Consider the following 26,418-nt stretch of genomic DNA (forward strand, 5'->3'; position numbering starts at 1 on the left):
GGGTGAGGCTTTGTGAGATTTCCTAATCAGCGTCTGGCGCAGCTGTTTGCCGCACTGCAGCATGAAACGCTGCCGCAGGATGAGCTGGCACGGCGTTTCTCGGTCTCTACGCGCACGGTGCGCACCGACATTGCGGCGCTGAACGCGCTGCTGGAGCAGCACGGCGCACAGTTTGTGCTGGCGCGCGGCGCCGGCTATCAGCTGCAGGTGGCTGACGCGGCACGCTTTGATTCGCTGCAGCAGCAAAGCAGCGCGCCGCTGCGGGTGCCGCGCACCTCGCAGGAGCGGGTTCGCTATCTGCTCAGCCGCTTTCTTACTGCGGCCTGGTCACTGCGGCTGGAAGATCTCTCGGAAGAGTGGTTTGTCAGTCGCGCCACGCTGCAGGGGGATATGGCAGAGGTGCGGGAGTGGCTGGGGCGCTATCATCTGCATATCGAAACTAAACCGCGCTACGGCATGAAGCTGTTTGGCAGCGAGACGGCTATCCGCACCTGCCTTACCGATCTGCTGTGGCAGATCGACCAGGAGACGCCCGACAGCCCGCTGCTGAGTATTGAAGTACTGCGCAGTGATATGCTGACGCAGCTGCAGCCGCTGCTGCAGCACTGCCTCAGCCGTTACGCTATTCGTCTCAGCGATGAGGGCGAGCGCTACCTGCTGATCTACTGCGCGGTAGCAGTACGCCGCATCAGCGAAGGCTTTCCGCTCAGCGATCCGGGCGCAGAAGAAGTAGGCGAAGAGGTGCGTGAGGCGGCGCACGCGCTGGTGCATCAGCTGCGACCGCTTACCGGCAAAGCCTTATCGCGGGCGGAAGAGAACTGGCTGCGCGTCAATATCGCCGCGCGTCAGATCCAGGCGCTGGAGCCAAGCACCATCAATGCAGATGACGCTGACGCGCTGGCGAGCTGGCTGCTGAGTTATATCAATACGCATTATGCCTACCAGCTGCAGCACGACGAGCAGCTGCGCGCCGATCTGCTTACCCATATCAAATCGATGATCACCCGGGTGCGCTATCAGATCCATATTCCCAATCCGCTGCTGAGCAACATCAAACAGCACTATCCGCTGGCGTGGGATGTCACGCTGGCTGCCGTCAGCAGCTGGAGCAAATATACCCCTTATACGCTGAGCGAAAATGAGATTGGTTTTCTGGTGCTGCATATTGGCGTGGGGCTGGAGCGGCACTATAACGTCGGCTATCAGCGCCACCCGCGCGTACTGCTGGTGTGCGATAGCGGAACCTCAACGCTGCGGATGATTGAAGCGCTGCTGCTGCGCAAATATCCGCAGCTGGTGGTCACCGCCCGGCTGACACAGCGCGACTACGCGCTGCGGGAGCGGATTGAAGAAGATTTTGTTATCTCTACGGTGCGGCTGCATGAAAAGAACCGGCCGGTGGTAGTGATGTCGCCCTTTCCGACCGGCTTTCAGCTGGAGCAGCTTGGCAAACTGGTGCTGGTGGATCGCACCCGACCGTGGATGCTGGAAAAATATTTCTCCGCGCAGCATTTTATGGTGCTGGATCAGCCGCTGACGCAGCAGGCGCTCTTTCAGCTGCTGTGCGATCGCCTGCAGGAGCAGGGCTTTGTTGCAGCAGACTTTTATCCATCCGTGGTTGAGCGTGAAGCGATTGTCAGCACGCTGCTCGGGGATGGCATTGCGTTGCCGCACGCGCTCGGCCTGCTGGCGCAGAAAACCGCGGTCTATACCGTGATTGCGCCGCATGGCGTCAGCTGGGGTGATGAGACCGCCAGCGTGATCTTTCTGCTGGCCATCAGCAAACGTGAATATGAAGAGGCGATGGCGCTCTACGATCTATTTGTCACCTTTTTACGCGAACGCGCCATGCCGCGCCTGCGGGAGTGCCGTGACTTTGACCATTTTAAAACCGTGGCGATAGAGTGTCTGGGCCGCCCCTGACTAGGCCTGATTGCGCTTAGCCAGCAGCTTCGGGATTTCACGCAGGCACCAGGCTTTGGCTTCACCCATGCTGTCGCGACGCCAGGCCATAATAATATCCACTTCGCGCGTATACTCAGCGCTGACCACGCGCAGCCGGCCCTCGGCAATATCTTTCTCTACCATCGGATAAGGCATGGTGGCAACGCCCAGTCCCGCCAGCAGCGCCCGCCGCTTGTCATCCATGCTGCTGACCGTAAGACGCTGCTGCTTATCCAGCAGCTGTACCGTCAGCACCGGACGTTCACGCGCCGTGTCAGCGACGGCAATGCCGCGATATTTCACACGCGTGACTTCCGAAAGCGGCTCTGCCTCCTGATGAATAGGGTGGTCAGGACTGGCGACATAGACGCTCATAATGGTGTAAAGCTTGCGGGTATTGATTTCGCTGGAGGCGCGGAAGTGCAGGTCAGGTGCGATGACGATATCCGCCCGGCCCTGCTCCAGACGTTCCCACGCGCCCGCCAGCACTTCAGTGATCAGAGATATCTGCGTGTTGGCTTTTTCTGACAGCTTGCTGACCAGCGGAAACAGCAGGTCGGTGGGGATGAGTGCCTCCGCTACGATAGTCAGCTGCGTTTCCCAGCCGCGCGCCAGCGCTTCTGCGTCGGTGGTGAGCTTGTCTGCGGCCTCCAGCAGGACGCGACCGCGCTCCAGCAGCATCCGGCCAACGTTAGTGAATTTGGTGCGATGACCGGAGCGATCGAACAGCACCACATCCAGCTCCTCTTCCAGCTTCTGCATGGTATAGCTCAGCGCAGAGGGAACGCGACCCAGCTCATCTGCCGCGGCGGCAAAGCTGCCGCGCCGGTCAATCGCATCCATCACCCGTAACGCTTCTAACGTTAATGCACGCTCTTTAGCCATACTGATTCTCTGTCAGTAAATTTGAATATGCCAGGCAGATTAACTGGCTAACATTCCGCCGTCCAGCCTTTTACCATAAACCGATTAAGCCTGCAGTGAGCGTCTCCTGCAGTGCACCGGAGGTATAGCATGATGACAACCCGCTGCGCGTCCGCATGTGGCCAGGCTGATTTTGGCTGGTTGCAGGCGCGCTATAGCTTCTCTTTTGGCCACTATTTTGATCCCAAACTGATGGGATACGCCGCGCTGCGCGTGCTGAACCAGGAGGTGCTGGCGCCGGGTGCCGCTTTTCAGCCCCGCACCTATCCGCAGGTTGATGTGTTGAATCTGGTGCTGCAGGGCGAGGCGGAGTATCGCGACAGCGAGGGACAGCGCCTGACCGTACGGGCAGGTGAGGCGATGCTGCTGTCTGCGCGGCAGGGCGTAAGCTACAGCGAGATAAACCTCAGCAAAGATCGGCCGCTGACGCGCCTGCAGCTCTGGCTGAGCGCCTGTCCGGAGCGGGAAAACCCGCTGCAGCAGCGGATGACGCTCAATGGCGCATCGCCGCTGCTGCTGGCCTCGCCTGACGGGGCAGACCAGAGTTTGCAGCTGCGTCAGGATGCGAGAGTGTATCAGGTGACGTTAGCGCCGGGAGAGGAGCAGATTGTGCAGCTGCGCGGCGCGCGCGCGTATCTGCAGTCGATTCACGGCACGCTGGATGTGCGCAGCAGCAGCGCGAATCAGCAGCGGCTGCAGTGCGGCGACGGTGCGTTTATTCGTGATGAGCAGCAGCTTATTCTGCAGGCAGAGACGCCGCTGCGTGCGCTGGTGATCGATTTACCGGCATAAAAAAGGGCGGCCAGCGCCGCCCTCACAGGAAGAATGAAGATTATTTCAGAATGGTAAAGGCGGTTGTCACGTGCTTCACGCCGCTGACCCGGCTGGCAACATCTGCCGCCGCCGTGGCTTCTTCCTGCGTGACCAGTCCCAGCAGGAAGACTTCCCCGTTTTCCGTCGTCACTTTCACGTTAGACGATTTGACCTGATCGCTGCCCAGCAGCTGCGAGCGGATCTTGGTCGTGATCCAGGTGTCGGAAGAAGAGGTGCCAAGGCTGACCTTCTCTCCGGTGCGGATCTCATTGTAGACCTCTGTTGCGCCGTCGACGCCCATAGCGATCTGTTTGGCACGGCTGGCGAGATCGGCAGACGGTGCCTGACCGGTCAGCAGCACTTTGCCCTGGTAAGCGGTAACAATGACCCGCGCCTGCTTCTTAATCTGTTCATCTTTTGCCAGCGCGTTAGAGACGCGCAGCTCCAGCGTACCGTCATCAACCTGCGTACCCACGGTGCGGGGGTCAGTGGCGGTTTTGGTGGCAACAGCGGCACCGCCGGCAACCACTGCCACGCAGCCCTGCAGCAGCATGGCCGTTAACAGCAGGGCGATAGCGTTCAATGCTTTCATGTAAGCTCCTTCAGTCATTCCTGGTGGGGAAAGAGGGTGTTATCGATCAAGTCGCACAGGCAGTTCAGCGTCAGCATATGCATCTCCTGAATGCGCGCACTGTGATGAGAGGGAATGCGGATTTCCACGTCGTGAGGGCCGAGCAGGCCAGCCAGCTCGCCGCCGTCGTGTCCGGTCAGCGCGACAATAGTCATATCGCGCGTCACTGCCGCCTCAACCGCTTTAACGATGTCACGGGTATTACCCCGGGTTGAGATCGCCAGCAGCACATCACCCGCCTGACCCAGCGCCCGTACCTGTTTGGCGTAGATCTCATCATGCAACCGATCGTTGCCGATGGCGGTGAGCATAACGTTATCTGCGCTCAGCGCCAGCGCCGGCAGGCTGGGACGCTCGGTTTCAAACCGGTTAATCATGCTGGCCGCAAAGTGCTGCGCATTGGCCGCTGAGGCACCGTTACCGCAGCTGAGAATTTTATGACCATTCAGCAGCGACTGCACCAGCGTCATCGCGGCGCGGGAGATCGCATCCGGCAGCGCTTCGGCTGCGGCAATCTGCGTCTGAATACTTTCAGTAAAACACGCTTTAATTCTGTCCTGCACAAGACCACCTGGTTCTATTCATCGGCATTAAAAGCAGCGGGCAGCCACGTCAGTTCGCGCCCGGTAATGGCAATGATGTCAAAACGGCAATTGACCGTCTCAAAACTGCCGCCGCGCGTCAGCAGCCAGAGCGCCGCTGCCCGCAGCAGCTTCTGCTGTTTCTGACGCGTCACGCTGGCGGCTGCTCCGCCGTAGCGCGCATCGCGCCGGTAGCGCACTTCTACAAATACCCAGCAGTCGGCGTCGCGCATAATCAGGTCAAGTTCACCTCCGCGAAAGCGGACGTTACTGGCGACCCACTTCAGCCCGGCGCGCTCCAGATAGTGACGCGCCTGCTGTTCATGCTCCGCGCCGATACGCTGGCGGTTTACTGTACCGGAACGACCTGTCCCTGGCGATACTGGTTCCATGCCAGCTTCCTGTTGATGACACAATCCGTGTCGGCGCTCAGCTTACCGGTGTTGCCATCAATGGCAAAGCCGGCTACCTGCCGCATCTGGTTAAACTGCGTTGCCAGCGTCCAGGCATCGATGCCCATCGCGTAGAGGCGCACCAGCGAATAGTCGTTGTTAAACGTCTTCGCTGCCTGCTGCATCAGGCCAGGGTTAGCGCCGGAGAGCAGCGGAATATCGCTGTACTGCAGGCCTTCCATCTCCAGCCGGAAATCGGGACCGGCGCCCGCCTGCGCGCTGCGCGAGCTGGCATAAAGCGCCGTGCTGTTGCGGCTGCTGGTGCGCATGGCGATCATCGGTTTGATCAGCTGCAGCTCATTCTGGCTGGCGACGATGTAAACGGCGTCCACGCTACCGCCACTGCTGTCAGCCGCCGGTGCCGGGGTGCTACTCTGCGGCGCCGGGATCGTCAGGCCTGCAATGGCCACGCTTTGCGGCTGCTCCATTTGTACCGTCAGCGGCGTGCCGCTCAGCGCAATACCGGCTCCGCTGTTAATGCCCTGTTTCAGCTCGGCCACGCCACCAAAGCGCTGCTGCAGCACCGTGGCACCACCCAGCTGCTGCCACTCTTCTGCAAACGCTTTTCCGACCCGGTCGCCATAACTGCTGCGCGGCAGCAGCAGCAGCGGCTGGCGCTTGCCCTGCTCATAGATATGGTGCGCTGCATCACGCGCTTCGTCTTCAGGAGAAAGCGCAAAATAGCAGATATTCGGATGGTTCTGGATCTGTTCCGGCTCGTTTAGCGCCAGTACGTTGAGCGGGGTCTGGCTGTTTGCTACTTCTTCCACATGATTTTTCAGCAGCGGGCCAACGACCAGCGTGGCGCCATCCTGCTGCGCCTGCTGCATGACCTGAGCGATCGGCTGGCTGCTGGTATCGTACACTTTAATCTGTGCGCTGCTGGCGGCTGGCTGAGAGGCTGGTGCAGCAGGCTGCTGCTGCGTGTTCTCCTGCGCAGGCATGCTGGCGGCCGCCGGGCTAACCACGCTGTTGGCCGCTCCGCTATCCGCTGTCGCGTCCGGCGCAGGCTGGGCAGTGGCGCTTTCCGGCGCGCTGCTCTGTGCCGGGGCAGCCGCGCTCAGCACGCCATTTTTTGCATCGTTAAAGCCTTTCTGAATCGCATTCGCAAACACCTGCGCCTGACCGTTCAGCGGCAGCAGCAGGGCGATGGTGCTGGTGGAAGCCTGGCTGAAGTTTTTGACCTGGCTGAGCTGCGCTGGCAGCGTTTTTGCCGCCGGGTTTTGCGGGTAGCGCGTCTGCCAGTCGCTAATGGCCGCCTTCAGCATCTGCGGATCCTGGCTGTTAGCGTGCCAGGTATTGAGCAGATCGAGCCAGCCCTGCAGGGTATTTTCATCGGCATTGATGACAACGCTGTTAAGCTGGTCCTGCGTCAGCTGGGTCAGCGCCTGCCAGGTCGCGTCGATGTTACTCTGGTGTTCATCACCTTTTAAGAGCGGTTCCTGCGCGATATAGGCGCGCAGCAGCGCCAGCGATGGCCGGTTCTGCGCCGCGGCGATCTGCAGTGCGTAGTAGCGTACCTGCTGATCGGAAGAGAGATCGGCTACCTTAATCGGGCTGAGCTGCTGCTGAGCGCCGCTGTAATTCTGCTGCGCAATCTGCAGCTGCGCGCGCAGCAGCTGCAGCTCCTGCTGCTGCACATCAGAGAGCTGCTGCGGCAGCTGGCCAAGCTGCGTTTGTGCCTGAGGATACTTTCCTTCCTTCAACAGGGCACGGATGGCAAGTAATTGCCAGTCGGTCTTGCTATCATCGCTGCTTTGCTGTGCCTGCTGCAGATAATAGTCAGAGCGTCCGGTTGCGGGCCCCTGAATATTGACGTTAGAGGTTTGCTGCGGACCCTGACCGCTACAGGCGGCCAGAATCAGCCCGGCGAGAAGAACAGGTACAAAGCGTCCTGCTTTACGACGTACGACTTTTGAAGGAAGCATACTGTATCCAGTGATGTTTTTTTCTTGATGCTCAATATTAAATCGGCAATTCGGATGAGACAATGAAACAACTCGATCGGGCAGAGATTTCTGCCAGTACGCTCTATATCGTTCCTACCCCGATCGGTAACCTGGGTGATATCACACAGCGTGCGCTGACGGTGCTGGCGAGCGTCGATCTCGTTGCAGCGGAAGATACACGTCATACCGGGCTGTTGCTACAACATTTCGCCATCAATGCGCGACTGTTCGCACTTCACGATCATAACGAACAGCAGAAAGCGGATGTGCTGCTGGCGAAGCTACAGGAGGGGCAGAGTATCGCCCTGGTCTCCGATGCCGGCACGCCGCTGATCAACGATCCGGGCTACCATCTGGTGCGTCGCTGCCGCGAGGCGGGCGTGCGCGTTGTGCCGCTGCCTGGCGCCTGTGCAGCCATTGCAGCATTAAGCGCGGCGGGATTACCGTCCGATCGATTCTGTTACGAAGGGTTTCTCCCTGCGAAAAGCAAAGGGCGCTGCGATGCACTGCGCGCGCTGAGCGAAGAGCCGCGTACGCTGGTGTTTTATGAGTCGACCCACCGACTGCTGGATACGCTGCAGGATATGGCAGCCGTATGGGGCGCAGCGCGCTATGTGGTACTGGCGCGCGAGCTGACCAAAACCTGGGAGTCGATCTATGGCGCGCCGGTGGGAGAGCTGCTTGCCTGGGTGCGGGAAGATGAGAACCGGCGCAAGGGCGAGATGGTGCTGATTGTTGAGGGACATAAGGCAGATGAGGAGGCGCTGCCAGCCGAGGCGTTGCGTACGCTGGCGCTGCTGCAGGCGGAGCTGCCGCTGAAAAAAGCCGCTGCGCTGACCGCGGAGATCCACGGCGTGAAAAAAAATGCGCTGTATAAATATGCGCTGGCGCAGCAAGAAGAGTGACAAACGTGGTCAGATCGCCTATTATCCTGCGCCGAAGCTGACCAGACAGTCGCCGCTTTGTCGTCGTCCCTTTCGGGGGAGACAGGCAGAGGGGAGGAAAGTCCGGGCTCCACAGGGCAGGGTGCCAGGTAACGCCTGGGGGGCGCAAGCCTACGACCAGTGCAACAGAGAGCAAACCGCCGATGGCCCGGAAACGGGATCAGGTAAGGGTGAAAGGGTGCGGTAAGAGCGCACCGCGCGGCTGGCAACAGTCCGTGGCACGGTAAACTCCACCCGGAGCAAGGCCAAATAGGGGTTCACATGGTACGGCCCGTACTGAACCCGGGTAGGCTGCTTGAGCCAGTGAGCGATTGCTGGCCTAGATGAATGACTGTCCACGACAGAACCCGGCTTATCGGTCAGTTTCGACTTTTCAAATGAAAAGCCCCGCCCCGGCGGGGCTTTTTGTTTTGTGAGCCGCGAGTGCAGGTATTTCCGTTTCTCTCTGCGGCCAGGGGCGCATGGATTCAGCCAGGGACGCATGAATGCGTCCCCTACATCTAAACACCCCGGGGCGCAAGAATGCGCCCCCTACGGTTATGCGTAGGGGCGCCATTAATGGCGCCCGTTTCGTATGCAGGTATTCGGTTCACGGTTGTTTGCGGCCAGGGGCGCCATTAATGGCGCCCGTTTTACATCCGATTAACCGCGGCCGTGGGGTTCATCCCAGTCAAATGCCGGACCGAGTGAAATCACGCCGTTCGGGTTGATGGTTTTATGGCTGCAGTAATAATGATGGCGGATCTGCGGCAGATTCACCGTCTCTGCAATACCGGGCATCTGGTAAATATCGCGCAGAAAGCCATTCAGATTGCGATAGTCACTAATGCGGTGCCTGTCGCACTTGAAGTGAGTAACATACACCGGGTCAAAGCGTACCAGCGTGGTCCACAGGCGCAGATCGGCTTCAGTCAGGCGATCGCCGGTGAGATAGCGATGCTGTCCCAGGATCTGCTCCAGCCGCGCCAGTGAATGAAACAGGGCGGTAACGGCTTCATCGTAAGCGGCCTGAGAGGTAGCAAAACCGCTCTTATAGACGCCATTATTGACCGTATCGTAAATCCAGCCGTTAAGTTCATCGATCTTATCGCGCAGATCGGCAGGATAGTAGTCGCCGGCTCGTGCGCCCTGTGCATCAAATGCGCTGTTGAGCATGCGGATAATGTCGGCCGACTCATTGCTGACAATGGTGTGCTGCTGCTTGTCCCACAGCACCGGTACGGTCACGCGGCCGCTATAGTGCGGATCGGCATGCAGATAGAGCTGGTAGAGAAATTCATGCTGATACAGCGTGTCGCCGGTTGCCTCCGGAAAGCTGTCATCAAACGTCCAGCCGTTCTCCAGCATCAGCGGATGAACCACGGAAACCGATATCATCTCTTCCAGCCCTTTAAGCTTGCGCATCAGCAGCGTGCGATGCGCCCACGGGCAGGCAAGTGAAACGTACAGATGGTAGCGATCGCGCTCTGCTGCAAAGCCGGACTTACCGTCAGGGCCGGCGCTGCCATCAGGCGTGATCCAGTTACGCCACGCTGACTCTGAGCGTTTGAAACGCCCTCCGGTTGACTTTGTATCGTACCAGGTATCGTGCCAGACACCCTCAATCAGCTGTCCCATATGCCCTCCATAGAAAAAAGGGGCGAGGATGATCCTCTGCCCCTGTATTCAGTATATCTGCTGTAAGCTACCTGCGCGCTTAACGGGCGGCGGCGGGCGCCATGCGCTGGCGGATCAGACGATCAATACTCCAGGCGCCTGGTCCCACCAGACCCAGAACCAGGAAACCGCCAGCAATGCTGAGGTTTTTCATAAACATCAGCTGGTTTACGCCTTCTGCAAAGTTGCTGTGAAACAGAAATGCGGTCAGCAGAGTAAAGCCTGCGGTAAACAGCGCGGTAAAGCGCGTCAGGAAACCAAACAGAATAGCCAGGCCGCCACCCAGTTCCAGCAGGATCACCAGCGGCAGCATAAAGCCCGGCACGCCCATGGCCTGCATATACTGCTCAGTGCCGGCATAAGCGGTAATTTTGCCCCAGCCGGCCGTAATAAACAGAATAGTCATCAGTACACGCGCGGCTAACAGTCCTGCATCTTCGAATTTTTTCATCATCTACTCCAGCGTAATTTTGTGGCAGGCTGAAAACCTGTCCGTTAATTTCCCGCTGCAACGCAGATAAACGTTCACCGGGCTGATGGAGAGAGATAATAATCGCGGCGCGAAAGGGTTGTAAGCAAGATAAACTGTCGAAGTTATTCAGGAATTCTGACGAAAAAAAACCGGACCTGCTGGTCCGGTTTTTTATAGAGCGGTTAGCGCCCCGGCATGGATGATTTAATCATACGCCAGGTGCTCCACAGGCCGAAGCCGCGTTTAACGAGGCGCAACAGCCGGTTAGGGCTGCGTACTGACCAGATAGCCAGCGCGCTGCTTCCTATCGCCAGATAGCGGCGACAGCTTACCAGCGTCAGCCAGCCGCGGTCATAGCGGGCTGTATTTTCCAGCCAGTCACGTCCTGCTGCGCTTAAATCGAGCCGCTGCTGCTGAACCGTATTAAGGAGTTCATGAATGCGGGCTTCGCGTTCATGGCGACTGCTCATGAGCGGTCCTCCTCCAGTAGTTTACGATCGGAATCGAGCTCTTTACGGGTATGACGCAGCAGCGTCGACTGACGCGATTTACGCAGCGTCCACAGACCGAAAATCAGCGCAAGCAAAAACAGTACGCCTGTGGTCACTCCGATCGCCATCAGCCGGTATTGCGCGTCAACCGCCCAGATGATCAACACCATCAGACTCATCAGCCCAAATGCCGTAAACAGCATAGTCAGGCCAATCATGATCAGCATCTGGATCAGATTGGCTTTCTCTTCTTCCAGCTCAACAACGGCCAGCCGGACACGCGTCTCGACCATACTGACCAGCGTAGTTACCACGCGCTGACCGATGTTAAAGACCCCTTTGCCCGGGCCGTGGCTTTGCTGAGAATCGTTCATATCAACGACGCGAAATCAGAATGCCAATCAGCACGCCCACGGCTGCGCCAACGCCAACGCCGTGCCACGGATTCTCACGCACATAGTCTTCCGCTTTCTCTGCGGCTTCACGCGTGGATTTGGCAATACGCTCACCGGAATCGCCCAGACGCTCGCGTGAACTTTCCAGTGCGCCGCGCGCTTTATGACGCAGGCGATCCAGCTCGCTGCGGGATTTGTCTGCAGAGCTGCTTAATACTTCTTCCAGGGTGTCGGCCAGATTTTTCAGTTCGGCGCGCAGATGTTCAGATGTGGTGTCTTTAGCCATGAGAGTTCTCCATTACTTCAATTATTTATGTCCGATTAGTAAGGCTCTGCAGCAAGCTTTTTTAGCTCCTGTCGTGCCTCATCCAGCTTGCGTTCACGTTTTTCAATTTTGTCTTTGTCATCCCTGTCGTCGCGCGCTTTCTGCAGCTCCTGCTCGCGCTCGGCCACCTTGTTCTGCTGCGACTTCAGACGCTCTGAGTGCGCTGATTTCAGCTGCCGATCGCTGCAGCTGGCGCGAACTTCTGTCAGCGCCCGTTCCAGTCCGTTTACCCGGCGCTGATTATCATGCTGTTTTGCCATCGCAATCTCGTGCCGGATATCGCGCTCTTTTTGCTGACACAGCGACTCTGCCGCCAGCAGAGAGCCAGAGCAGGAGATAAGCATGGCACCCAGAAGAAGTTGTTTCATCACGTTCACACCTTCCATTGTTGATGAACTGCCGTCTGCCAGACAGGAGCGTATCCCGGCGTCGCGTCGGCGTGTGCTAACGTTAAGCATAGTCAGCCGGGGCAAAAATTCAAAAAAGACGAAGAGATAGCGGAGAAAAAGTATCGTCTGACCGCAGGTCAGACGATCGGATTAGCTGTAGGTCGGGGGATTGGCGTCGCGCGGTTGCTGTGAGGCCTGCGGGCCTGCGGCCACAACAAAACCCTGTGGTAATAAGCGGCGTAATACCTTCTGCGCCGCCAGGCTCTGTTCTTCATCTTCAAAGTGGATCACCAGCGCATCGCCTGCTGGCGTAATACTTTTAATGCGCACGCCCTGGGCAGAGAGCTGCTGATAAAGATAAAAGCCATCCGGCAGATTGGTGCCGCTATGCGCCACGCGAATTTGTACCACGGTTTCATGTTGCCACAGCAGTGGAGCAGCCCCGGCCGCGAGCAGCAGCAGCAGGCCGCCGCACAGCCACGGCAGCAGCGGTCGGGTAAAGAGACGTCCTGTTTTCATTACTGCGCTTTCCCGTTTTGTCCTGCCTGACGCTTACGCCACAGTACGACCAGCGAGCCGATCAGGCCGATGACCAGCAGCGCCAGCGGCAGCATCATCAGAAAAAACATCAGCTCATCTTCATAACGGCGAAACAGCGGTGTTTTGCCCAGTGCAAAGCCAAGTACGGTCAGGATCAATACCCACAGGAAGCCACTCATCCAGTTAAAGAACTGAAAGCGCGCATTACTCAAACCAGATAACCCTGCAATGGTGGGCAGCAGCGTGCGTACAAACGCAATAAAGCGCCCAATCAACAGGGCAGAGAGACCGTGACGATGGAACAGGCTGTGGGCGCGCTGGTGGTATTGTGCCGGCAGGTGCGAAAGCCATTTCTGTACGGTAGGGGTATTACCCAGCCATCGCCCCTGGATATAACTTACCCAGCAGCCGAGGCTGGCACCTGTGGTGAGAACCAGCAGCGTCAGGGGAAAACTCATTGTGCCTTTGGCAATCAGCACGCCGACAAGGATCAGCAGGCTGTCACCGGGCAGGAAGGCGGCAGGAAGCAGGCCATTTTCAAGAAACAGGATCATGAACAGTAAGCCGTAGATCGCCCACACCAGCGTGGGGTCAGAGAGCATCTCATAATCCTGCTGCCACAGGGCATGCAGCAGTGCTTTCAAAATATCCATCAATCTTTCCCGAACATCATTGTTAAACGAGCCCATCAGGGGCTAAAGCGCAGGCAGAGGTGAGTTATACATTTTGGGTATGCCACCTGAGCAGGGGTCCGTATCCATGCGGCTATGCGTGTTAAATCAGCGACTTTCTGACGCCCTTGTCGCAAATGGTAAAAAAAGGGCGATAACTGTAACAAATACTTCCCAATTCAGACAGTGCATTATGTCCGTTGTAGTGGAGTTTTACCCTTTGCTGCCAGGAGTAAAAGGAGCTTTACACGAGCTGACACTATTGCAGATTATCTGACCCCGTCTGCAGGTTCAGAATGTACAAACGTGGCCGTTTTTACGCTGTTCGGCTTAATCAGGCGGCCTGCGGCAAACAAGTTGCAGTTACGGGCAGAAGCCGTGTGATGTAGCGTAACGTTGCGCCGCCACCGCTTAGTATTTTCCAGATATGGCAACATTGCCAGTTTATGGCAGCAGTTTGTTACATGAGGCAGAAGGGAAGGATGGCAGCACAGCGGCTATGAAAGCGCGCGGCGCACAGTGTGCGCCGCAGAGGAGAGGTCAGGTCGCGGCGCCGGGCTGGCGTTCCGCTTCTGCCTGGCAGACAGCCGCAGTAAACAGAATGTCGGTTGAGGAGTTCAGGGCCGTTTCTGCTGAATCCTGCAGCACACCGATAATAAACCCAACGGCCACCACCTGCATGGCCAGGTCGTTAGGAATGCCGAACATATTGCAGGCCACCGGGATTAACAGCAACGAGCCACCCGCTACGCCGGAGGCACCACAGGCGCACAGCGTGGCAACCAGGCTTAGCAGAATCGCTGTCGGTACATCGACATTGATGCCCAGCGTATGCACCGCAGCCAGCGTCAGTACGGTAATCGTAATAGATGCGCCCGCCATGCTGATGGTCGCACCCAGCGGAATTGATACGGAGTAGGTGTCTTCATCAAGGTTGAGTCGTTTTGCCAGCGCCATGTTCACCGGGATATTGGCGGCCGAGCTGCGGGTAAAGAAAGCCGTCACGCCGCTTTCACGAATGCAGGTAAATACCAGTGGATAGGGATTACGCCGGATTTTCTGATACACCAGCAGCGGGTTCACAATCAGTGCCATGAACAGCATGCAGCCAATCAGCAGGACCAGCAGGCTGCCATATTCCCACAGCGCCCCAAAGCCGGTAGAGGCCAGAATGGAGGCGACCAGGCCAAAGATGCCCAGTGGCGCGCAGCGGATCACACAGCGTACGACCCAGGTTGCCGCGTGTGAGGCGTCATTTAAAAAATCTTTGGTGCCGGGACTGGCATGACGAAATGCAAGGCCAAGGCCCAGCGCCCAGACCAGAATGCCGATGTAGTTCGCGTTCATCAGCGCTTCGAACGGATTAGCCACCATGCTCATCAGCAGGCCATGCAGCACCTCGGTGATCCCGGAAGGCGGCGTAATTGTCGTGTTACCGGCGGCGAGTGACAGCGTCTGCGGAAAGAGGTGGCTGAAAATCACCGCGATCATCGCGGCAAACAGGGTGCTGAGCAGATAAAGCATAATGATGGGACGGATATTGGTTTTCTGTCCCTGCTGATGGTTAGCAATGGACGCGATGACCAGCACCAGAACCAGCAGCGGCGCGACGGCTTTCAGTGCCCGGACAAAGAGTTCACCCAGCAGGCCGGCGGCTAATGCGGCATCGCGCGACAGCCACGCCAGCGCTACGCCAGCGACCAGGCCTACCATGATTTGTTTGACCAGGCTGCCTTTAAACAGCACGCCTGCCACTCTGGAAAGGTTATTTTGCATATCGTGATCTTTTACTATCGGTCATGAGTGTGGTGCGCGTTTATTCCGCGCCAGAGGGTTTGCCCGGCGGAGTATAAGGAAAAGTGCTGGTGAGAAAAGCGATAATTCCGGCTTTGCGTGCGGGATCGATTTTTCAATCTGCTAAACAGAGGAAGTGTGACAGAGATAAAAAAGGGAAAGTTTCATTGAGGCGAAATAAAGCAGGGGCGATTTACGCCCCTGCAGAAGATTATGGCGAGATGCGCCGGCGGTCATTTCGCCGGTTAACCCAGGCGTTGATCAGCAGCGTTCCACCCAGAATAATGCCCACCACGCTGAGTGAGACAGCGACCGGAATGTGGTAAAACTCGACGATGAGCATTTTGATGCCGATAAACACCAGCACGATAGCCAGCCCATATTTCAGCATAGAGAAGCGCTCAGCCACATTCGACAGCAGGAAATACATGGCGCGCAGGCCGAGTATGGCAAACAGGTTAGAGGTCAGCACAATAAAGGGATCGGTGGTTACCGCAAAAATAGCCGGAATACTGTCGACAGCAAAAATCACATCGCTGAGCTCGACCATAATCAGAACCAGCAGCAGCGGGGTGGCAAACAGTACGCCGTTACGGCGAATAAAAAATTTCTCACCCTCCAGCGAATCGGTCATGCGCAGATGCTGACGCAGCCAGCGCACCACCGGCTTATCACCCACGGCCGTGTCATCCTCGCGCGCCAGCGCCATCTTAATGCCGGTAAACAGCAGAAACGCGCCGAAAATATAGAGGATCCAGCTGAACTGCATGACCAGCCAGCTGCCGGCAAAGATCATGATGGTACGCAAGACAATGGCACCCAGCACGCCGTAAATCAGGACGCGCCGCTGCAGCTGGGGCGGAATAGCAAAGTAGCTGAACAGCATCAGCCAGACAAAGACGTTATCCACCGCCAGCGCTTTTTCCAGCACGTATCCGGTCAGGAAAGCGAGCGTCTGCGTAGTGGCAACCTCGCGCCCGGCGTGCGTATCGAGATACCACCAGAAAGCGGCAGCAAACAGCAGTGAAACGGAAACCCAGATCAGCGACCAGATAGCCGCCTGTCTGAACGACATAGTTTGTGCGCCGCGCCGGCCCTGCAGCAGCAGATCGATCGCCAGCATAATCAGCACAACAACGGTAAAGCTGCCCCAGAGTAACGGTGTGCCTATCGATTGCATAATGGTGTCCTGTGCGAAAGTTAAAAAAAACGGCTCCGTCAGAAGACGTAAGCCGCTTTCATTACGCTGCAAGCGCTCCTCGCCTTCCGGCAAGGTCTCACTTACAACACAGAATCACTTCCGGGTTGCCTGACGACCGGATGCGCTACACATCGTAATGACGATCAATCAGCTGACAAGTTACTCCCCTTTGCTTAGAAAAAAATAGCGCAGCCGCACTCCGATGCAATGCAGGACCAGTCATATTTAGCAATATTTACACTTCCTGGCGATCGGCGGGAAATATCACGCCGGTCTGCTGGCGGATGGTGGTCAGCAGCGCTGCTGTCAGCCGCGAAATTTCGAGGCCAGGGTGTGCGGTCTGCTGCGTTTCCACCAGACTGGCAAACACCTCTGCTTCATAGCGCATCGTATTGCTGTGCTGCGGCTGCGTCAGATTCTGCTCAACACCGCTGCGTGGCAGTAGCCGCAGCTGCTGGCACTCTGCCAGTTTCTCAATAAGCAGCGAACCCTCCTCTCCCTGAATTTCGCTCGGAATAGCGGAGTTGCTGACTTTGGAGTGCAGCAGAGTGACGTCGAACTCGCCATAGTGAAGTATCACGGTGCCGTGCGCATCTGTGCCGCTCGCCAGCAGCGTGGCTTCAGCCGTGACGCGCTGTGGCGCACCCCACAGCGTGACGGCAGCAGCGAGGCAGTAATAGCCGATATCCATGATGGAGCCATTGGACCAGCGCGGGTCAAACGTATTCGGGTTTTCACCGGCAAGATAGCGCGGGTAACGGGAAGAGTACTGACAGTAGCTGAACAGCGCCTTACGCAGCGTGCCCAGCTGCGGCAGGGTGCGCTGCAGCTGCAGAAAATTAGGCAGGCTGGCGGTTTTAAAGGCTTCAAACAGCACAACCTGATGCTGTTGAGCGCAGGCGATCATCGCTTCGGCTTCACGCAGCGTGGAGGCCAGCGGTTTCTCGCAGATCACATGCTTACCGTGAGACATAAACAGCAGCGCCTGTTCGCAGTGCAGTGCATTCGGGCTGGCGATATAGACCGCGTCGATATCCTGGCATGCCGCCAGAGCCTCCAGTGAGGTGAACGTGAGCGGACAGGCGTAATCTGCGGCAAAGGCGTCAGCCTGCTGCTGGCTGCGTGAATAGACTGCGCTGAGCGTAAACCTGCCGCTCTCATGTGCTGCGTCAATAAACTGACGGGTAATCCAGTTGGTGCCGACAATGGCAAAGCGAATCACAGGTCTGCTCTCCTGACAAAATAAAGCCGCAGGGTAGCACGCGGCGGCAGGAAACCTGCCGGCACTATTTGATCCTGCGATCCGCATTCCAATATAGTGAGCCCCTGTGTCTGAAAGCCTGCGAACGGGAGAGCCGGGTGAGCGGAAGCAAACATGCATTAAACTGGACCACGCTGCTGATCGCCATTCCGGTGGGGCTGATGGCCTCGCTGGTGACGCTGGCGTTTCGTGGCATTATCGATGTGATTAACCAGCTGCTGTTTAACAGTGACCATGAGATCACCGTGGCGATGCACGTCTGGCCGTGGATCTTCTGGCCGCTGCTGGTGGGCGGCGGCGGCGTACTGGCGGGCTGGTTCCTGCGCTATGCCGTCGCAATTGAGCAGCAGCAAACGGTAAAAACAGACTACCTGGAAGTGATTAACGCCAGGCTGGATGCCGTGCCGACGCGCACCTCACTGTTTCGCGCGCTCTCTTCAATCGCCAGCATTGGCAGCGGCGCTTCAATCGGTAAAGAGGGGCCTATGGTACAGCTCTCAGCGCTCAGCGGCAGTCTGCTGGGACGCTGGCTGCCGGCATCGCTCAATCTGCGCAACAGCGACATTGTCGCCATGGCGGCAGCAGCGGGCCTCTCCTCGGTTTACCACGCGCCACTTGCCTCGGCGATCTTTGTTGCTGAAATTGCTTTTGGTATTTCAGCCCTGCAGCGACTGATCCCGCTGATTGTCGCCTCTGCGGTGGCGGTGATGACCATGTGGGCGCTGGGTTTTCGCAATGCGCTTTATCCGCTTGCCGATACGCTGTTTCAGATGGATGGAGTGAGCCTGCTGATGACAGTGCTGATTGGTCTGGTAGCAGGCGTTGCCGGCTGGCTGCTGATCGCGCTGATTGGCCGCAGCCGGCGGCTATTCAGCCGCGTGCGATCGCTGCCGCTGCGGCTTGGCGCAGGAGGCGTCGCTGTCGGCCTGCTGGCGCTGCTCTCCACGGATATTCTCGGCAACGGCTATGAAGTGATTGTGAAGATCATTGAGGGGCACTATGTCATCACCGGACTGCTGCTGCTGCTGCTGCTCAAAACCCTGGCGACAACCCTCTCCGTAGGCTCAAATGCCGTCGGCGGACTGTTTACGCCCTCGCTGCTGATTGGCGCCCTGCTCGGGGTGATTCTGGCGCAGAGCGCAGCCGCGCTGCAGCTGCCGGTGGGCGATACGCTGCTCTATGCAGCAATAGGCATGGCCGCCGTGCTGGCCGCTGTCAGTCAGGCTCCGCTGATGGCGATGCTGATGGTACTGGAGATGACGCTTAACAGCAGCCTGCTGTTTCCGCTGATGATCGCCTCGGTCCTGGCTTCAATGGTGGTCTACCGCCTGCAGTCCGCCAGCACCTATCCGGTGGTCAGCCATCACCTGAGCCGTTCTGAAGCCTGGTATGATTTTGACCATATGCGTGTCGACCAGCTGATTATTCCCGGTGCAGCGCTGCAGCCGGAAGAGTCGGTCGGACAGGCGCTGGCGGTCAGCTCGCTGAAGCGTGAACGCTATGTTTACGTACTGAATCAGGCGGGGCAGTTTCTGGGCGTGGTCTCCATTCACGAGATCTCGCGCAAGGTACTGGCGCAGGAGATCACTCTGGACTCGCCGGTCAGCACCGTCATGGATAGCAACTTTCCCTGCATTTTTCAGGGACAGAGCATGCGCGAAGGGTGGGAGGCATTTTCACGCGTGACGCTCGAGCGGCTGCCGGTGCTGAATAATCCGCAGGAGCGTCGTTTTATGGGCGCCCTGACCAAAACCAGTCTGATTCAGAAAGCACAGGAGTTTCTTTAAGCTGCGTTGCCGCGCATCGCCTGATCGGTCATCCACAGGCGCGCGTCAAATTCCAGCTGATGATAGTCAGGCTCCATATGGCAGCAGAGCTGATAGAACGCTTTGCTGTGATCTTTCTCTTTGAGGTGGGCGAGTTCGTGCACCACAATCATGCGCAGGAAAGGCTCAGGAGCAAGGCGGAAAAAGGTGGAGATGCGGATCTCCGCTTTAGCTTTCAGGTTGCCGCCCTGTACGCGGGAAATGGCCGTGTGCAGCCCCAGCGCATGCTTCATCACTTTGATTTTATTATCCCAGAGGATTTTGCTTACCGGAGGTGCGCTGCGCATATAGCGATTTTTTATCGCCTGCGTGTAGTCATACAGCGCGCGATCGCTGACCACATCATGCGTCTCGGGATAGCGCTGCTGCAGGAACGCGCCTAATCGCTGATGATCAATCAGCATTTGCACCTGTTCGAGGATATTTTCAGGGTAACCCTGCAGATAAATTAATGACATTGGGATTCCTGACGAAAGACAGTATACTGCGCCCCCCTTTTCAGGGCGAAAATTGCGCAAAGTGTACCACGCCGGAGATCCCATGAGCCAACTTGAACTGACCCATAGCACCCTTACGCTGGAGCGCTTTCCGCCGATGCGCGAAGAGAGCCCGTTACAGGCGTGGGATGCTGCCGATGAATATCTGCTGCAGCAGACGCTGCCGGAAGGTCCGGTGCTGGTGTTCAATGACAGCTTTGGGGCATTAACCTGTGGCCTGCAGGATCGGGAGATCTGGCACGTCAGCGACTCTTGGCTGAGCCAGCAGGCAGCCAGACAGAATCTGCGCTTAAATGGTTTGTCTGACGATCGCATTCACTTTATTGACAGCCTGAGCGCGCTGCCTGCGGCGCCTGCTGCTGTCTTAATCAAAATTCCCAAAGCGCTGGCGCTGCTGGAGCATCAGCTGCGTGCGCTGCGCAGCGTGGCCACGCCAGAGACGCTGATTCTGGCGGCAGCCAAAGCAAAAGATATTCATAACTCCACCCTGCAGCTGTTTGAGCGAATTCTGGGTGAGAGTAAAACGTCGCTGGCCTGGAAAAAAGCGCGTCTGATCTACAGCCGTTACAGCGCCCCGGCGCTGGCTGAGGCGGCGGACACTACCGTCTGGCCACTCGATGAGACGCCTTACCAGATCCATAACCACGCCAACGTCTTTTCACGCACTTCGCTGGATATTGGCGCGCGGCTGTTTATGCAGCATTTGCCACACAATATTGAAGGCGAAATCATGGATCTCGGCTGCGGCAACGGCGTGATTGGCTTAATGGCACTGGAGCAGAATCCGCAGGCTGAGGTACTGTTTTATGATGAATCTTATATGGCGGTCGCCTCCAGCGAGCTGAACGTCAGGGTTAACCGCCCGCAGGATCTGTCGCGCAGTCAGTTCCGCGTTAATAATGTGCTGAGCGGCTTTCCCTCCGACCGGCTGCATGCGGTGTTGTGCAATCCGCCGTTCCACCAGCAGCATGCGGTTACCGATCACCTGGCGTGGCAGATGCTGCGCGACGCAAAGCGTTGCCTGCAGTATGGCGGTGAGCTGCGCATCGTGGGCAACCGGCACCTCGGCTATCACCAGAAGATGAAGAAGCTGTTTGGTAACTGCGAACTGGTGGCGTCCAGCGCCAAGTTTGTGGTGCTGCGCGCGGTCAAACTGCGCTGATCACAGACTCAGCGCCAGCGCGGTAGCCTGTGCAATAGCCCGCCGCGCGTCCAGCTCCTGCGCCACATCTGCGCCGCCGATCACCCGCACCGGTTTGCCGCGTGCGGTCAGCTCGTCAGCCAGCAGGCGCAGCGGCTCCTGACCGGCGCAAACCACAATATTATCCACGGCCAGCGTGACCGGTTTACCCTGGTGACGCAGATGCAGCCCTGCATCGTCAATGCGCAGATATTCCACATCCCCCCACATCTCTACGCCGTGCGCCTGCAGGCTGGCGCGGTGGATCCAGCCGGTGGTTTTCGCCAGGCCCGCTCCGGGCTTCCCGCCTTTACGCTGCAGCAGCCAGATTTGCCGGCCGGGAGAGGGTGGCCGGGCAGGAACAATGCCGCCGCGCGCCTGCAGCGTGCGATCGATTCCCCAGCGCTGGTAAAAATCCTCTGATGAATGGAGTAAATAGGCGGCCGTATCAAAACCGATGCCGCCTGCGCCGATAATGGCGATGCGCTGACCCACCGGTTTTTTATGGCGCAGAAGATCCAGATAGCCGATCACGCTGGCATGATCGATGCCAGGAATAGAGAGCTGACGCGGCGTTACGCCGGTAGCAATGATAATTTCATCCGCGTCTGTCAGCTCTTCGGCACAGACCCGGTGGTTAAGCCGCAGCGTCACCTTCGCTGCCGCAAGCTGATGGCGGAAGTAGCGCAGGGTTTCGCTAAACTCCTCTTTACCCGGGATCTGTCGGGCGATACCAAACTGCCCGCCAATCTCCGCCTCTGCTTCATAGAGCGTTACCTTATGCCCGCGCTGAGCCGCCTGCAGGGCAAAAGCCATGCCTGCCGGACCGGCGCCAACCACAGCCAGCTGCTTCGGCTGCGTGGCTGGTACAACCGGCATCAGGGTTTCGTGGCAGGCGCGCGGATTGACCAGGCAGGATGTCACGTTGCCTGCAAAAATCTGATCGAGGCACGCCTGATTACACGCAATACAGGTATTGATAGCTTCAGGCTGACCCTGCGCCGTTTTGGAGACAAACGCGGCATCCGCCAGAAACGGCCGTGCCATTGAAACCATATCAGCAGTCCCGTCGCGCAGCAGGGCTTCAGCCACGTCAGGGTGGTTGATCCGGTTGGTGGCAATCACCGGTACGGATACGCGTTCGCGCAGGTGGCGGGTTACCCAGGCAAAGCCGGCTCGCGGGACACAGGTGGCTATCGTCGGGATGCGCGCTTCATGCCAGCCAATACCGCTGTTGAACAGCGTCACGCCACACGCTTCCAGCGCTTCAGCCAGCATCAGCGTTTCATCCAGCGTGCTGCCGTGCTGCACCAGGTCGAGCAGCGACAGCCGGAAAATAACAATAAAGTCTTCGCCTGTGGCGTGGCGTACCGCCTGCGTCACTTCACGGGCGAAGCGCTGCCGCCGCTGCACATCGCCTCCCCAGGCGTCAGTGCGCTGGTTAGTCTGCGCCGTCAGAAACTGATTAATCAGATACCCCTCGGAGCCCATGATCTCTACGCCATCATAGCCCGCCTGCTGTGCCAGACGGGCGCAGCGGGCAAAATCGGCAATCGTCTGTTCAATTTCTGCTTCGCTCAGCGCATGCGGAGTAAAAGGATTAATAGGCGCCTGGAGTGCGGAAGGGCCTACCAGCGCACGCTGATAGCTGTAGCGTCCGGCATGCAGTATCTGCAGCGCGATTTTTCCGCCCTGCGCATGGACCGCCGTCGTGATCTGACGATGCCAGCCGCACTGACTTTCATCGGTCAGCATCGCACCACCCTGTGCCACCACACCCTGCGCATTCGGCGCGACGCCGCCGGTTACAATTAGCGCCACGCCCTCGTGTGCGCGCTCAGCATAAAAAGCGGCCAGTCGCTCCGCCCCGTCAGGGTGCTCCTCCAGTCCGGTATGCATTGAGCCCATCAGAAAACGATTTTTTAACCGGGTAAATCCCAGATCGAGAGGCGTAAATAAGCAGGGGTAGTGCTCGATCATGATCGGGTACTCGAAAGTGGTCGGATGAGTTAACTCTAACGGTAATCGCGCATGATGGAAGAGGGGGACGCTGAGCTTGTGAGAGACGTCAAAAAAAGCAGGGCGGCAGGTTACGTACGAAGTATCAGCTTGTCTTCGTTACGCACGGGAAGGACCGGCGCGCCCTGAAAGGGCCAGAGTACAGGGCTAATGACTTAGCACTTTTTATATATCATCATGGATTCCTTTTTCCGGAAACGCCGGGTAATTATCAGACCGCGGCAACCTGTGTTCATCGCAACTCGCCTGAGTTTTAAATATTATAGCGGGAAAGTAATCTGGAAATAAGTCTTCAGATAGAGTCAGACAGAGAATTTATCATTTTAACCGCTATTTTAATGTTATTAATGATGCTTGTTAATCATAGCGCGCAGCTGAATGGTGCGATCGGATGAGTGATATATTTATTGCGCGCCAGCCCGCACAGTTAGCGGCAGCCAGCAGCCGGGGTGCCTTTTTTTCTGGATGGATTATCCTTTATTTTATTTGTGAAGCAGTTAATTCCATATCTTAATAATTTTTTATTTATCGGTTTTATATAATTACCTGAATAATCACATTGTGAAGGTGATTTTCCTGCTATTACCACTGAGTTAACTGAAAAGGTTAAACGATATAGCCCTTTTACCTGTCATATACTTTTAGAGGAGAGGCAGATTGGATTTAAACACTCAGCCAGTCCGTATTGCTGTTCTTGACGGTCATCCTATGATTCGTCTGGTTTTTGAGCTATGTCTGAAAAACCATCCCGATATTCACCTTGTTGCTGCCTGGTCTTCCGGCAGCGAGCTTTTCAGCGCGTTAAGTACGCACAGTGTTGATGTTCTGATTCTGGATTTCCTGCTGGGCGAGCGTGAAATTGATGGCCTGACGCTAATAAAGCAAATACGTAATCACTATCCGATGCAGAAAATGCTGGTTTTAACCTCTGCCGAAAGCCCGGCGGTAGCAAGAATGGTACTCCGGGCCGGCGTAAACGGGTTTATCGGTAAAAGCCATCCCTTTGAAGAGGTGCTGGCGGCGGTCAGATCCGTTGCTGAGAATAACCTGTTTTTAGCCACGCACCTTGCTGAAGAGATCCAGACGCTGTATGCCATTTCCGGAAAAAAGGCGGACGATGATTTCTGTATCAGCTGTAAGCCGGTTCTTCACGAAAAAATAAGATTATTAAGTCCGCGTGAAGCAGAAGTGATCCGCTGCTTTCTTGATGGCATGAGCGTTTCACAGATTGCGGCCAAGTTCAGACGAAGCCGGAAGACGGTAAGCGGACAGAAGCAGTCGACGCTGAAAAAGCTCGGCGTCCGTTCAGATTCGGAACTATTTAAATATAGCCGGGAGCTGCTGTCAGCCCGGTAATCGCGCAGGGCGGCCGCGCCCGAGCGCAGCAACCTGATAGCCAGTTCACGTTCCCGGTAACATCTTTTCTGTAACATCGTTCTGAGTGATGTTCATCACAGTTTTATCCTGTTTAACCCGTTTTTATAGTCGTCACATCATTAGACTCACAGGATAAACATGAATATTGAAACGCAATCCTGCGTTATTACCGGCAAAAAGCAGGTCAGTGTCGCACAGCAGCAGGTGCAATGGGATGGCTCCGGCACGCTGGTGCGCATTACGCGCGGCGGAATCTGCGGCTCCGATCTGCACTACTACCAGGAGGGAAAAGTGGGCAGCTTTGCGCTGCAAATGCCTATGATACTCGGGCATGAAGTGATTGGTTACGTCATTGAAAGCGACGATCCCCGCCTGCAGCCGCAGCAAAAAGTGGCTGTCAATCCGGCTAAACCCTGCGGTGAATGCAAATATTGTCAGCGCCAGCAGGAGAACCAGTGTACCGCCATGCGCTTTTTTGGCAGTGCAATGTATGTCCCGCACGTCGATGGCGGATTTACCCGGCACAAAGTAGTGGCGAGCAGCCAGTGCGTGCCTTTTCCACAGGATGCCGATGAAAAGGTGATGGTGTTTGCTGAGCCGCTCGCGGTCTGCATTCACGCCACGCATCAGGCTGGCGATCTTACCGGTAAGCGTATCTTTATCTCCGGCACCGGGCCAATTGGCTGTCTGATTGCCGCTGCCGCGCAGGCGCGTGGTGCTGCAGAGGTTGTCTGCAGCGATATCAGTGAACGTTCGCTGGAGATGGCGCAGCAAATAGGTGCCACGCAAATAGTTAACGCGGCAAGCGGCGATTTCACCGGCTGGATGGCGGATAAGGGCTACTTCGATGTTGCGTTTGAAGCGTCCGGCCATCCGGCGTCACTGCAGCGCTGCCTGGAAGTTGTGTGTGCCAGAGGCACGGTGGTGCAGGTAGGAATGGGCGGCGCATTTCCTGATTTCCCCCTGATGACGCTGATTGCCAAAGAGATAAATCTGACGGGATCGTTCCGTTTTACGCATGAATTCAATACGGCAGTTGAGTGGCTGGCGCAGGGCGTTATCAACCCGCTGCCGCTCTACAGCGGGGAATACCCGCTTCAGGATATCGATGCGGCGCTGCAGTTTGCCAGCGATAAAACCCGCGCGGCAAAAGTTCAGCTGACTTTTTAGGGAGATACTATGAACGCACTCTTTTCTCTGGCCGGCAAGCGTGTACTGCTGACCGGTTCAGCACGCGGTATCGGGTTTCTGCTGGCGCAGGGCCTGGGTGAAGCCGGCGCCGAAGTGATTATTAACGCGACCACAGCTGAAGGGGCAGAGCGCGCCGCCGCCGCCCTGCGCGAGCAGGGGATCGTCGCCCGGGCCAAAGCGTTTGACGTAACCGACTCCGGCGCGGTGCATCAGGCGATCGATGAAATTGAAGCACAGTGGGGCGCCATCGATATTCTGGTAAATAACGCCGGCATCCAGCGTCGGCGGCCTTTTCTGGAGTTTCCTGAACAGGACTGGCACGACGTAATTGCGGTAAACCAGACCGCCGTGTTTTTTGTCTCGCAAAAAGTGGCGCAGCAGATGGTAACGCGCCAGCGCGGCAAAATTATCAATATCGGTTCAATGCAGAGTGAGCTGGGCCGCGACACCATCACGCCTTATGCGGCCTCTAAAGGGGCAGTCACCATGCTGACGCGGGGAATGTGCGTCGAGCTGGCGCGCTACAACATTCAGGTTAATGCGATTGCGCCGGGCTACTTTGTCACCGAGATGACGCAGCCGCTGGCTGACGATCCCGCGTTTACCGGCTGGCTGACTAAGCGTACGCCTGCTGCGCGCTGGGGTAAGCCGGAAGAGCTGATTGGTGCCGCCATCTTTCTGGCCTCTGCCGCCTCAGATTTCGTTAACGGACATCTGCTGTTTGTCGATGGCGGTATGCGCGTAGCCGTGTAGTGCGTGGCCCGAGAGCCTGCCCGGCAACATTTTAAACAGTGGAGATTCAGAAGGAAGCGCCAATCTCGCCGCCTGGAGCCGCGGCTCTGCTGACGCTTAGTGCGCTTATCCACGGGCCGGCTGCTCACAGGGCAGCAAAGCG

The 26,418-nt window shown here is 57.3% G+C and carries 26 protein-coding genes and 1 other RNA gene; 9 read left to right on the forward strand and 18 right to left on the reverse strand.

The features are described 5' to 3' along the window. Positions 1–12: 12 nt before the first annotated feature. Positions 13–1,923, forward strand: a complete 1,911-nt coding sequence (locus C1Y41_RS10110; RefSeq protein WP_104085391.1) for a transcription antiterminator — start codon at positions 13–15, stop codon at positions 1,921–1,923. Here C1Y41_RS10110 and C1Y41_RS10115 read toward each other — a convergent pair whose 3' ends face one another. Next, positions 1,924–2,829 carry a LysR family transcriptional regulator gene (locus C1Y41_RS10115; protein WP_039380543.1) on the reverse strand — a complete coding sequence of 302 codons (906 nt, stop codon included), beginning with the start codon at positions 2,827–2,829 and terminating at the stop codon, positions 1,924–1,926. 129 nt (positions 2,830–2,958) lie between these two features. Here C1Y41_RS10115 and C1Y41_RS10120 point away from each other — a divergent pair, with 129 nt between their 5' ends. Next, complete coding sequence (locus tag C1Y41_RS10120) at positions 2,959–3,660, forward strand: pirin family protein (RefSeq protein WP_094111023.1); 702 nt, start codon at positions 2,959–2,961, stop codon at positions 3,658–3,660. Between the two features lie 40 nt (positions 3,661–3,700). On the opposite strand, the gene dolP is transcribed toward C1Y41_RS10120, so the two are convergent. From dolP to C1Y41_RS10140, 4 genes are read right to left on the reverse strand one after another with little or no spacing between them, the layout of a single operon-like run. Further along, entirely contained in the window at positions 3,701–4,273 is a 573-nt protein-coding gene (gene dolP, locus C1Y41_RS10125; RefSeq protein ID WP_039380536.1) for a division/outer membrane stress-associated lipid-binding lipoprotein, read from the reverse strand. A 14-nt stretch (positions 4,274–4,287) separates the two neighbouring features. Further along, positions 4,288–4,875, reverse strand: coding sequence for a DnaA initiator-associating protein DiaA (diaA, locus tag C1Y41_RS10130; RefSeq protein ID WP_039380533.1), 588 nt, complete (start codon positions 4,873–4,875; stop codon positions 4,288–4,290). A 14-nt stretch (positions 4,876–4,889) separates the two neighbouring features. Then, entirely contained in the window at positions 4,890–5,285 is a 396-nt protein-coding gene (locus tag C1Y41_RS10135) for a YraN family protein (protein WP_071669191.1), read from the reverse strand. Further along, entirely contained in the window at positions 5,243–7,273 is a 2,031-nt protein-coding gene (locus tag C1Y41_RS10140) for a penicillin-binding protein activator (protein ID WP_104085392.1), read from the reverse strand. The genes C1Y41_RS10135 and C1Y41_RS10140 overlap by 43 nt, the downstream gene beginning before the upstream one ends. A 62-nt stretch (positions 7,274–7,335) precedes the next feature. Here C1Y41_RS10140 and rsmI point away from each other — a divergent pair, with 62 nt between their 5' ends. Next, entirely contained in the window at positions 7,336–8,199 is an 864-nt protein-coding gene (gene rsmI, locus C1Y41_RS10145) for a 16S rRNA (cytidine(1402)-2'-O)-methyltransferase (protein WP_039380525.1), read from the forward strand. A 33-nt stretch (positions 8,200–8,232) separates the two neighbouring features. Next, positions 8,233–8,609: RNase P RNA component class A (gene rnpB, locus C1Y41_RS10150), an RNA gene on the forward strand. A gap of 271 nt (positions 8,610–8,880) precedes the next feature. Here the strand turns inward: rnpB and C1Y41_RS10155 are convergent. From C1Y41_RS10155 to C1Y41_RS10205, 11 genes are all read right to left on the reverse strand, one after another. Beyond that, complete coding sequence (locus C1Y41_RS10155; protein WP_104085393.1) at positions 8,881–9,855, reverse strand: glutathione S-transferase family protein; 975 nt, start codon at positions 9,853–9,855, stop codon at positions 8,881–8,883. Between the two features lie 79 nt (positions 9,856–9,934). Further along, positions 9,935–10,345, reverse strand: coding sequence for a DoxX family protein (locus C1Y41_RS10160; protein WP_039380520.1), 411 nt, complete (start codon positions 10,343–10,345; stop codon positions 9,935–9,937). Between the two features lie 203 nt (positions 10,346–10,548). After that, positions 10,549–10,836 (reverse strand): YqjK-like family protein, encoded by a 288-nt coding sequence (locus C1Y41_RS10165; RefSeq protein ID WP_039380518.1) that lies wholly within the window; start codon positions 10,834–10,836, stop codon positions 10,549–10,551. Further along, positions 10,833–11,231 carry a phage holin family protein gene (locus C1Y41_RS10170; RefSeq protein WP_039380515.1) on the reverse strand — a complete coding sequence of 133 codons (399 nt, stop codon included), beginning with the start codon at positions 11,229–11,231 and terminating at the stop codon, positions 10,833–10,835. The genes C1Y41_RS10165 and C1Y41_RS10170 overlap by 4 nt, the downstream gene beginning before the upstream one ends. A gap of 1 nt (position 11,232) precedes the next feature. Continuing rightward, on the reverse strand, positions 11,233–11,538 hold the full coding sequence (locus C1Y41_RS10175; protein ID WP_039380513.1) for a YqjD family protein: 306 nt from the start codon (positions 11,536–11,538) through the stop codon (positions 11,233–11,235). 35 nt (positions 11,539–11,573) lie between these two features. Then, positions 11,574–11,945, reverse strand: coding sequence for a DUF1090 domain-containing protein (locus C1Y41_RS10180; protein WP_139239686.1), 372 nt, complete (start codon positions 11,943–11,945; stop codon positions 11,574–11,576). A gap of 171 nt (positions 11,946–12,116) precedes the next feature. Beyond that, a complete protein-coding gene (gene mzrA, locus C1Y41_RS10185; protein ID WP_094111020.1) occupies positions 12,117–12,485 on the reverse strand; it encodes an EnvZ/OmpR regulon moderator MzrA in 369 nt (122 codons plus the stop codon). Continuing rightward, positions 12,485–13,159, reverse strand: a complete 675-nt coding sequence (locus C1Y41_RS10190; protein ID WP_039380506.1) for a DedA family protein — start codon at positions 13,157–13,159, stop codon at positions 12,485–12,487. Before C1Y41_RS10190 ends, mzrA begins: the two co-directional genes overlap by 1 nt. A 558-nt stretch (positions 13,160–13,717) precedes the next feature. Continuing rightward, positions 13,718–14,953 (reverse strand): serine/threonine transporter SstT, encoded by a 1,236-nt coding sequence (gene sstT, locus C1Y41_RS10195; RefSeq protein ID WP_039380504.1) that lies wholly within the window; start codon positions 14,951–14,953, stop codon positions 13,718–13,720. A gap of 229 nt (positions 14,954–15,182) precedes the next feature. Then, a complete protein-coding gene (locus tag C1Y41_RS10200) occupies positions 15,183–16,151 on the reverse strand; it encodes a TerC family protein (RefSeq protein WP_039385651.1) in 969 nt (322 codons plus the stop codon). 256 nt (positions 16,152–16,407) lie between these two features. After that, a complete protein-coding gene (locus tag C1Y41_RS10205) occupies positions 16,408–17,394 on the reverse strand; it encodes a Gfo/Idh/MocA family protein (RefSeq protein WP_039380502.1) in 987 nt (328 codons plus the stop codon). A gap of 137 nt (positions 17,395–17,531) precedes the next feature. Here C1Y41_RS10205 and C1Y41_RS10210 point away from each other — a divergent pair, with 137 nt between their 5' ends. Further along, complete coding sequence (locus tag C1Y41_RS10210; RefSeq protein ID WP_039380500.1) at positions 17,532–19,220, forward strand: chloride channel protein; 1,689 nt, start codon at positions 17,532–17,534, stop codon at positions 19,218–19,220. On the opposite strand, the gene C1Y41_RS10215 is transcribed toward C1Y41_RS10210, so the two are convergent. Continuing rightward, on the reverse strand, positions 19,217–19,717 hold the full coding sequence (locus tag C1Y41_RS10215) for a M48 family metallopeptidase (protein WP_039380498.1): 501 nt from the start codon (positions 19,715–19,717) through the stop codon (positions 19,217–19,219). The genes C1Y41_RS10210 and C1Y41_RS10215 overlap by 4 nt on opposite strands. Before the next feature lie 82 nt (positions 19,718–19,799). Between C1Y41_RS10215 and rlmG the strand changes: the two genes are divergently transcribed. Continuing rightward, a complete protein-coding gene (gene rlmG / locus C1Y41_RS10220) occupies positions 19,800–20,918 on the forward strand; it encodes a 23S rRNA (guanine(1835)-N(2))-methyltransferase RlmG (RefSeq protein ID WP_094111017.1) in 1,119 nt (372 codons plus the stop codon). Here the strand turns inward: rlmG and C1Y41_RS10225 are convergent, their stop codons facing one another. After that, positions 20,919–22,916: an NADPH-dependent 2,4-dienoyl-CoA reductase gene (locus C1Y41_RS10225; protein ID WP_104085394.1), complete on the reverse strand. Its 1,998-nt coding sequence runs from the start codon at positions 22,914–22,916 to the stop codon at positions 20,919–20,921. Positions 22,917–23,612: 696 nt separating this feature from the next. On the opposite strand from C1Y41_RS10225, the gene C1Y41_RS10230 reads away from it, so the two are divergent. The 3 genes from C1Y41_RS10230 (at position 23,613) to idnO (ending at position 26,276) form a co-directional block, all read left to right on the forward strand. Beyond that, a complete protein-coding gene (locus tag C1Y41_RS10230) occupies positions 23,613–24,311 on the forward strand; it encodes a response regulator transcription factor (protein ID WP_255402082.1) in 699 nt (232 codons plus the stop codon). 159 nt (positions 24,312–24,470) lie between these two features. Further along, positions 24,471–25,502 carry an L-idonate 5-dehydrogenase gene (idnD, locus tag C1Y41_RS10235; protein ID WP_104085396.1) on the forward strand — a complete coding sequence of 344 codons (1,032 nt, stop codon included), beginning with the start codon at positions 24,471–24,473 and terminating at the stop codon, positions 25,500–25,502. A 9-nt stretch (positions 25,503–25,511) separates the two neighbouring features. Further along, positions 25,512–26,276 (forward strand): gluconate 5-dehydrogenase, encoded by a 765-nt coding sequence (gene idnO / locus C1Y41_RS10240; RefSeq protein WP_039380488.1) that lies wholly within the window; start codon positions 25,512–25,514, stop codon positions 26,274–26,276. Positions 26,277–26,418 lie beyond the last annotated feature (142 nt).

Source organism: Pantoea sp. ICBG 1758, assembly GCF_002928325.1.
GTDB lineage: Bacteria > Pseudomonadota > Gammaproteobacteria > Enterobacterales > Enterobacteriaceae > Pantoea > Pantoea eucrina.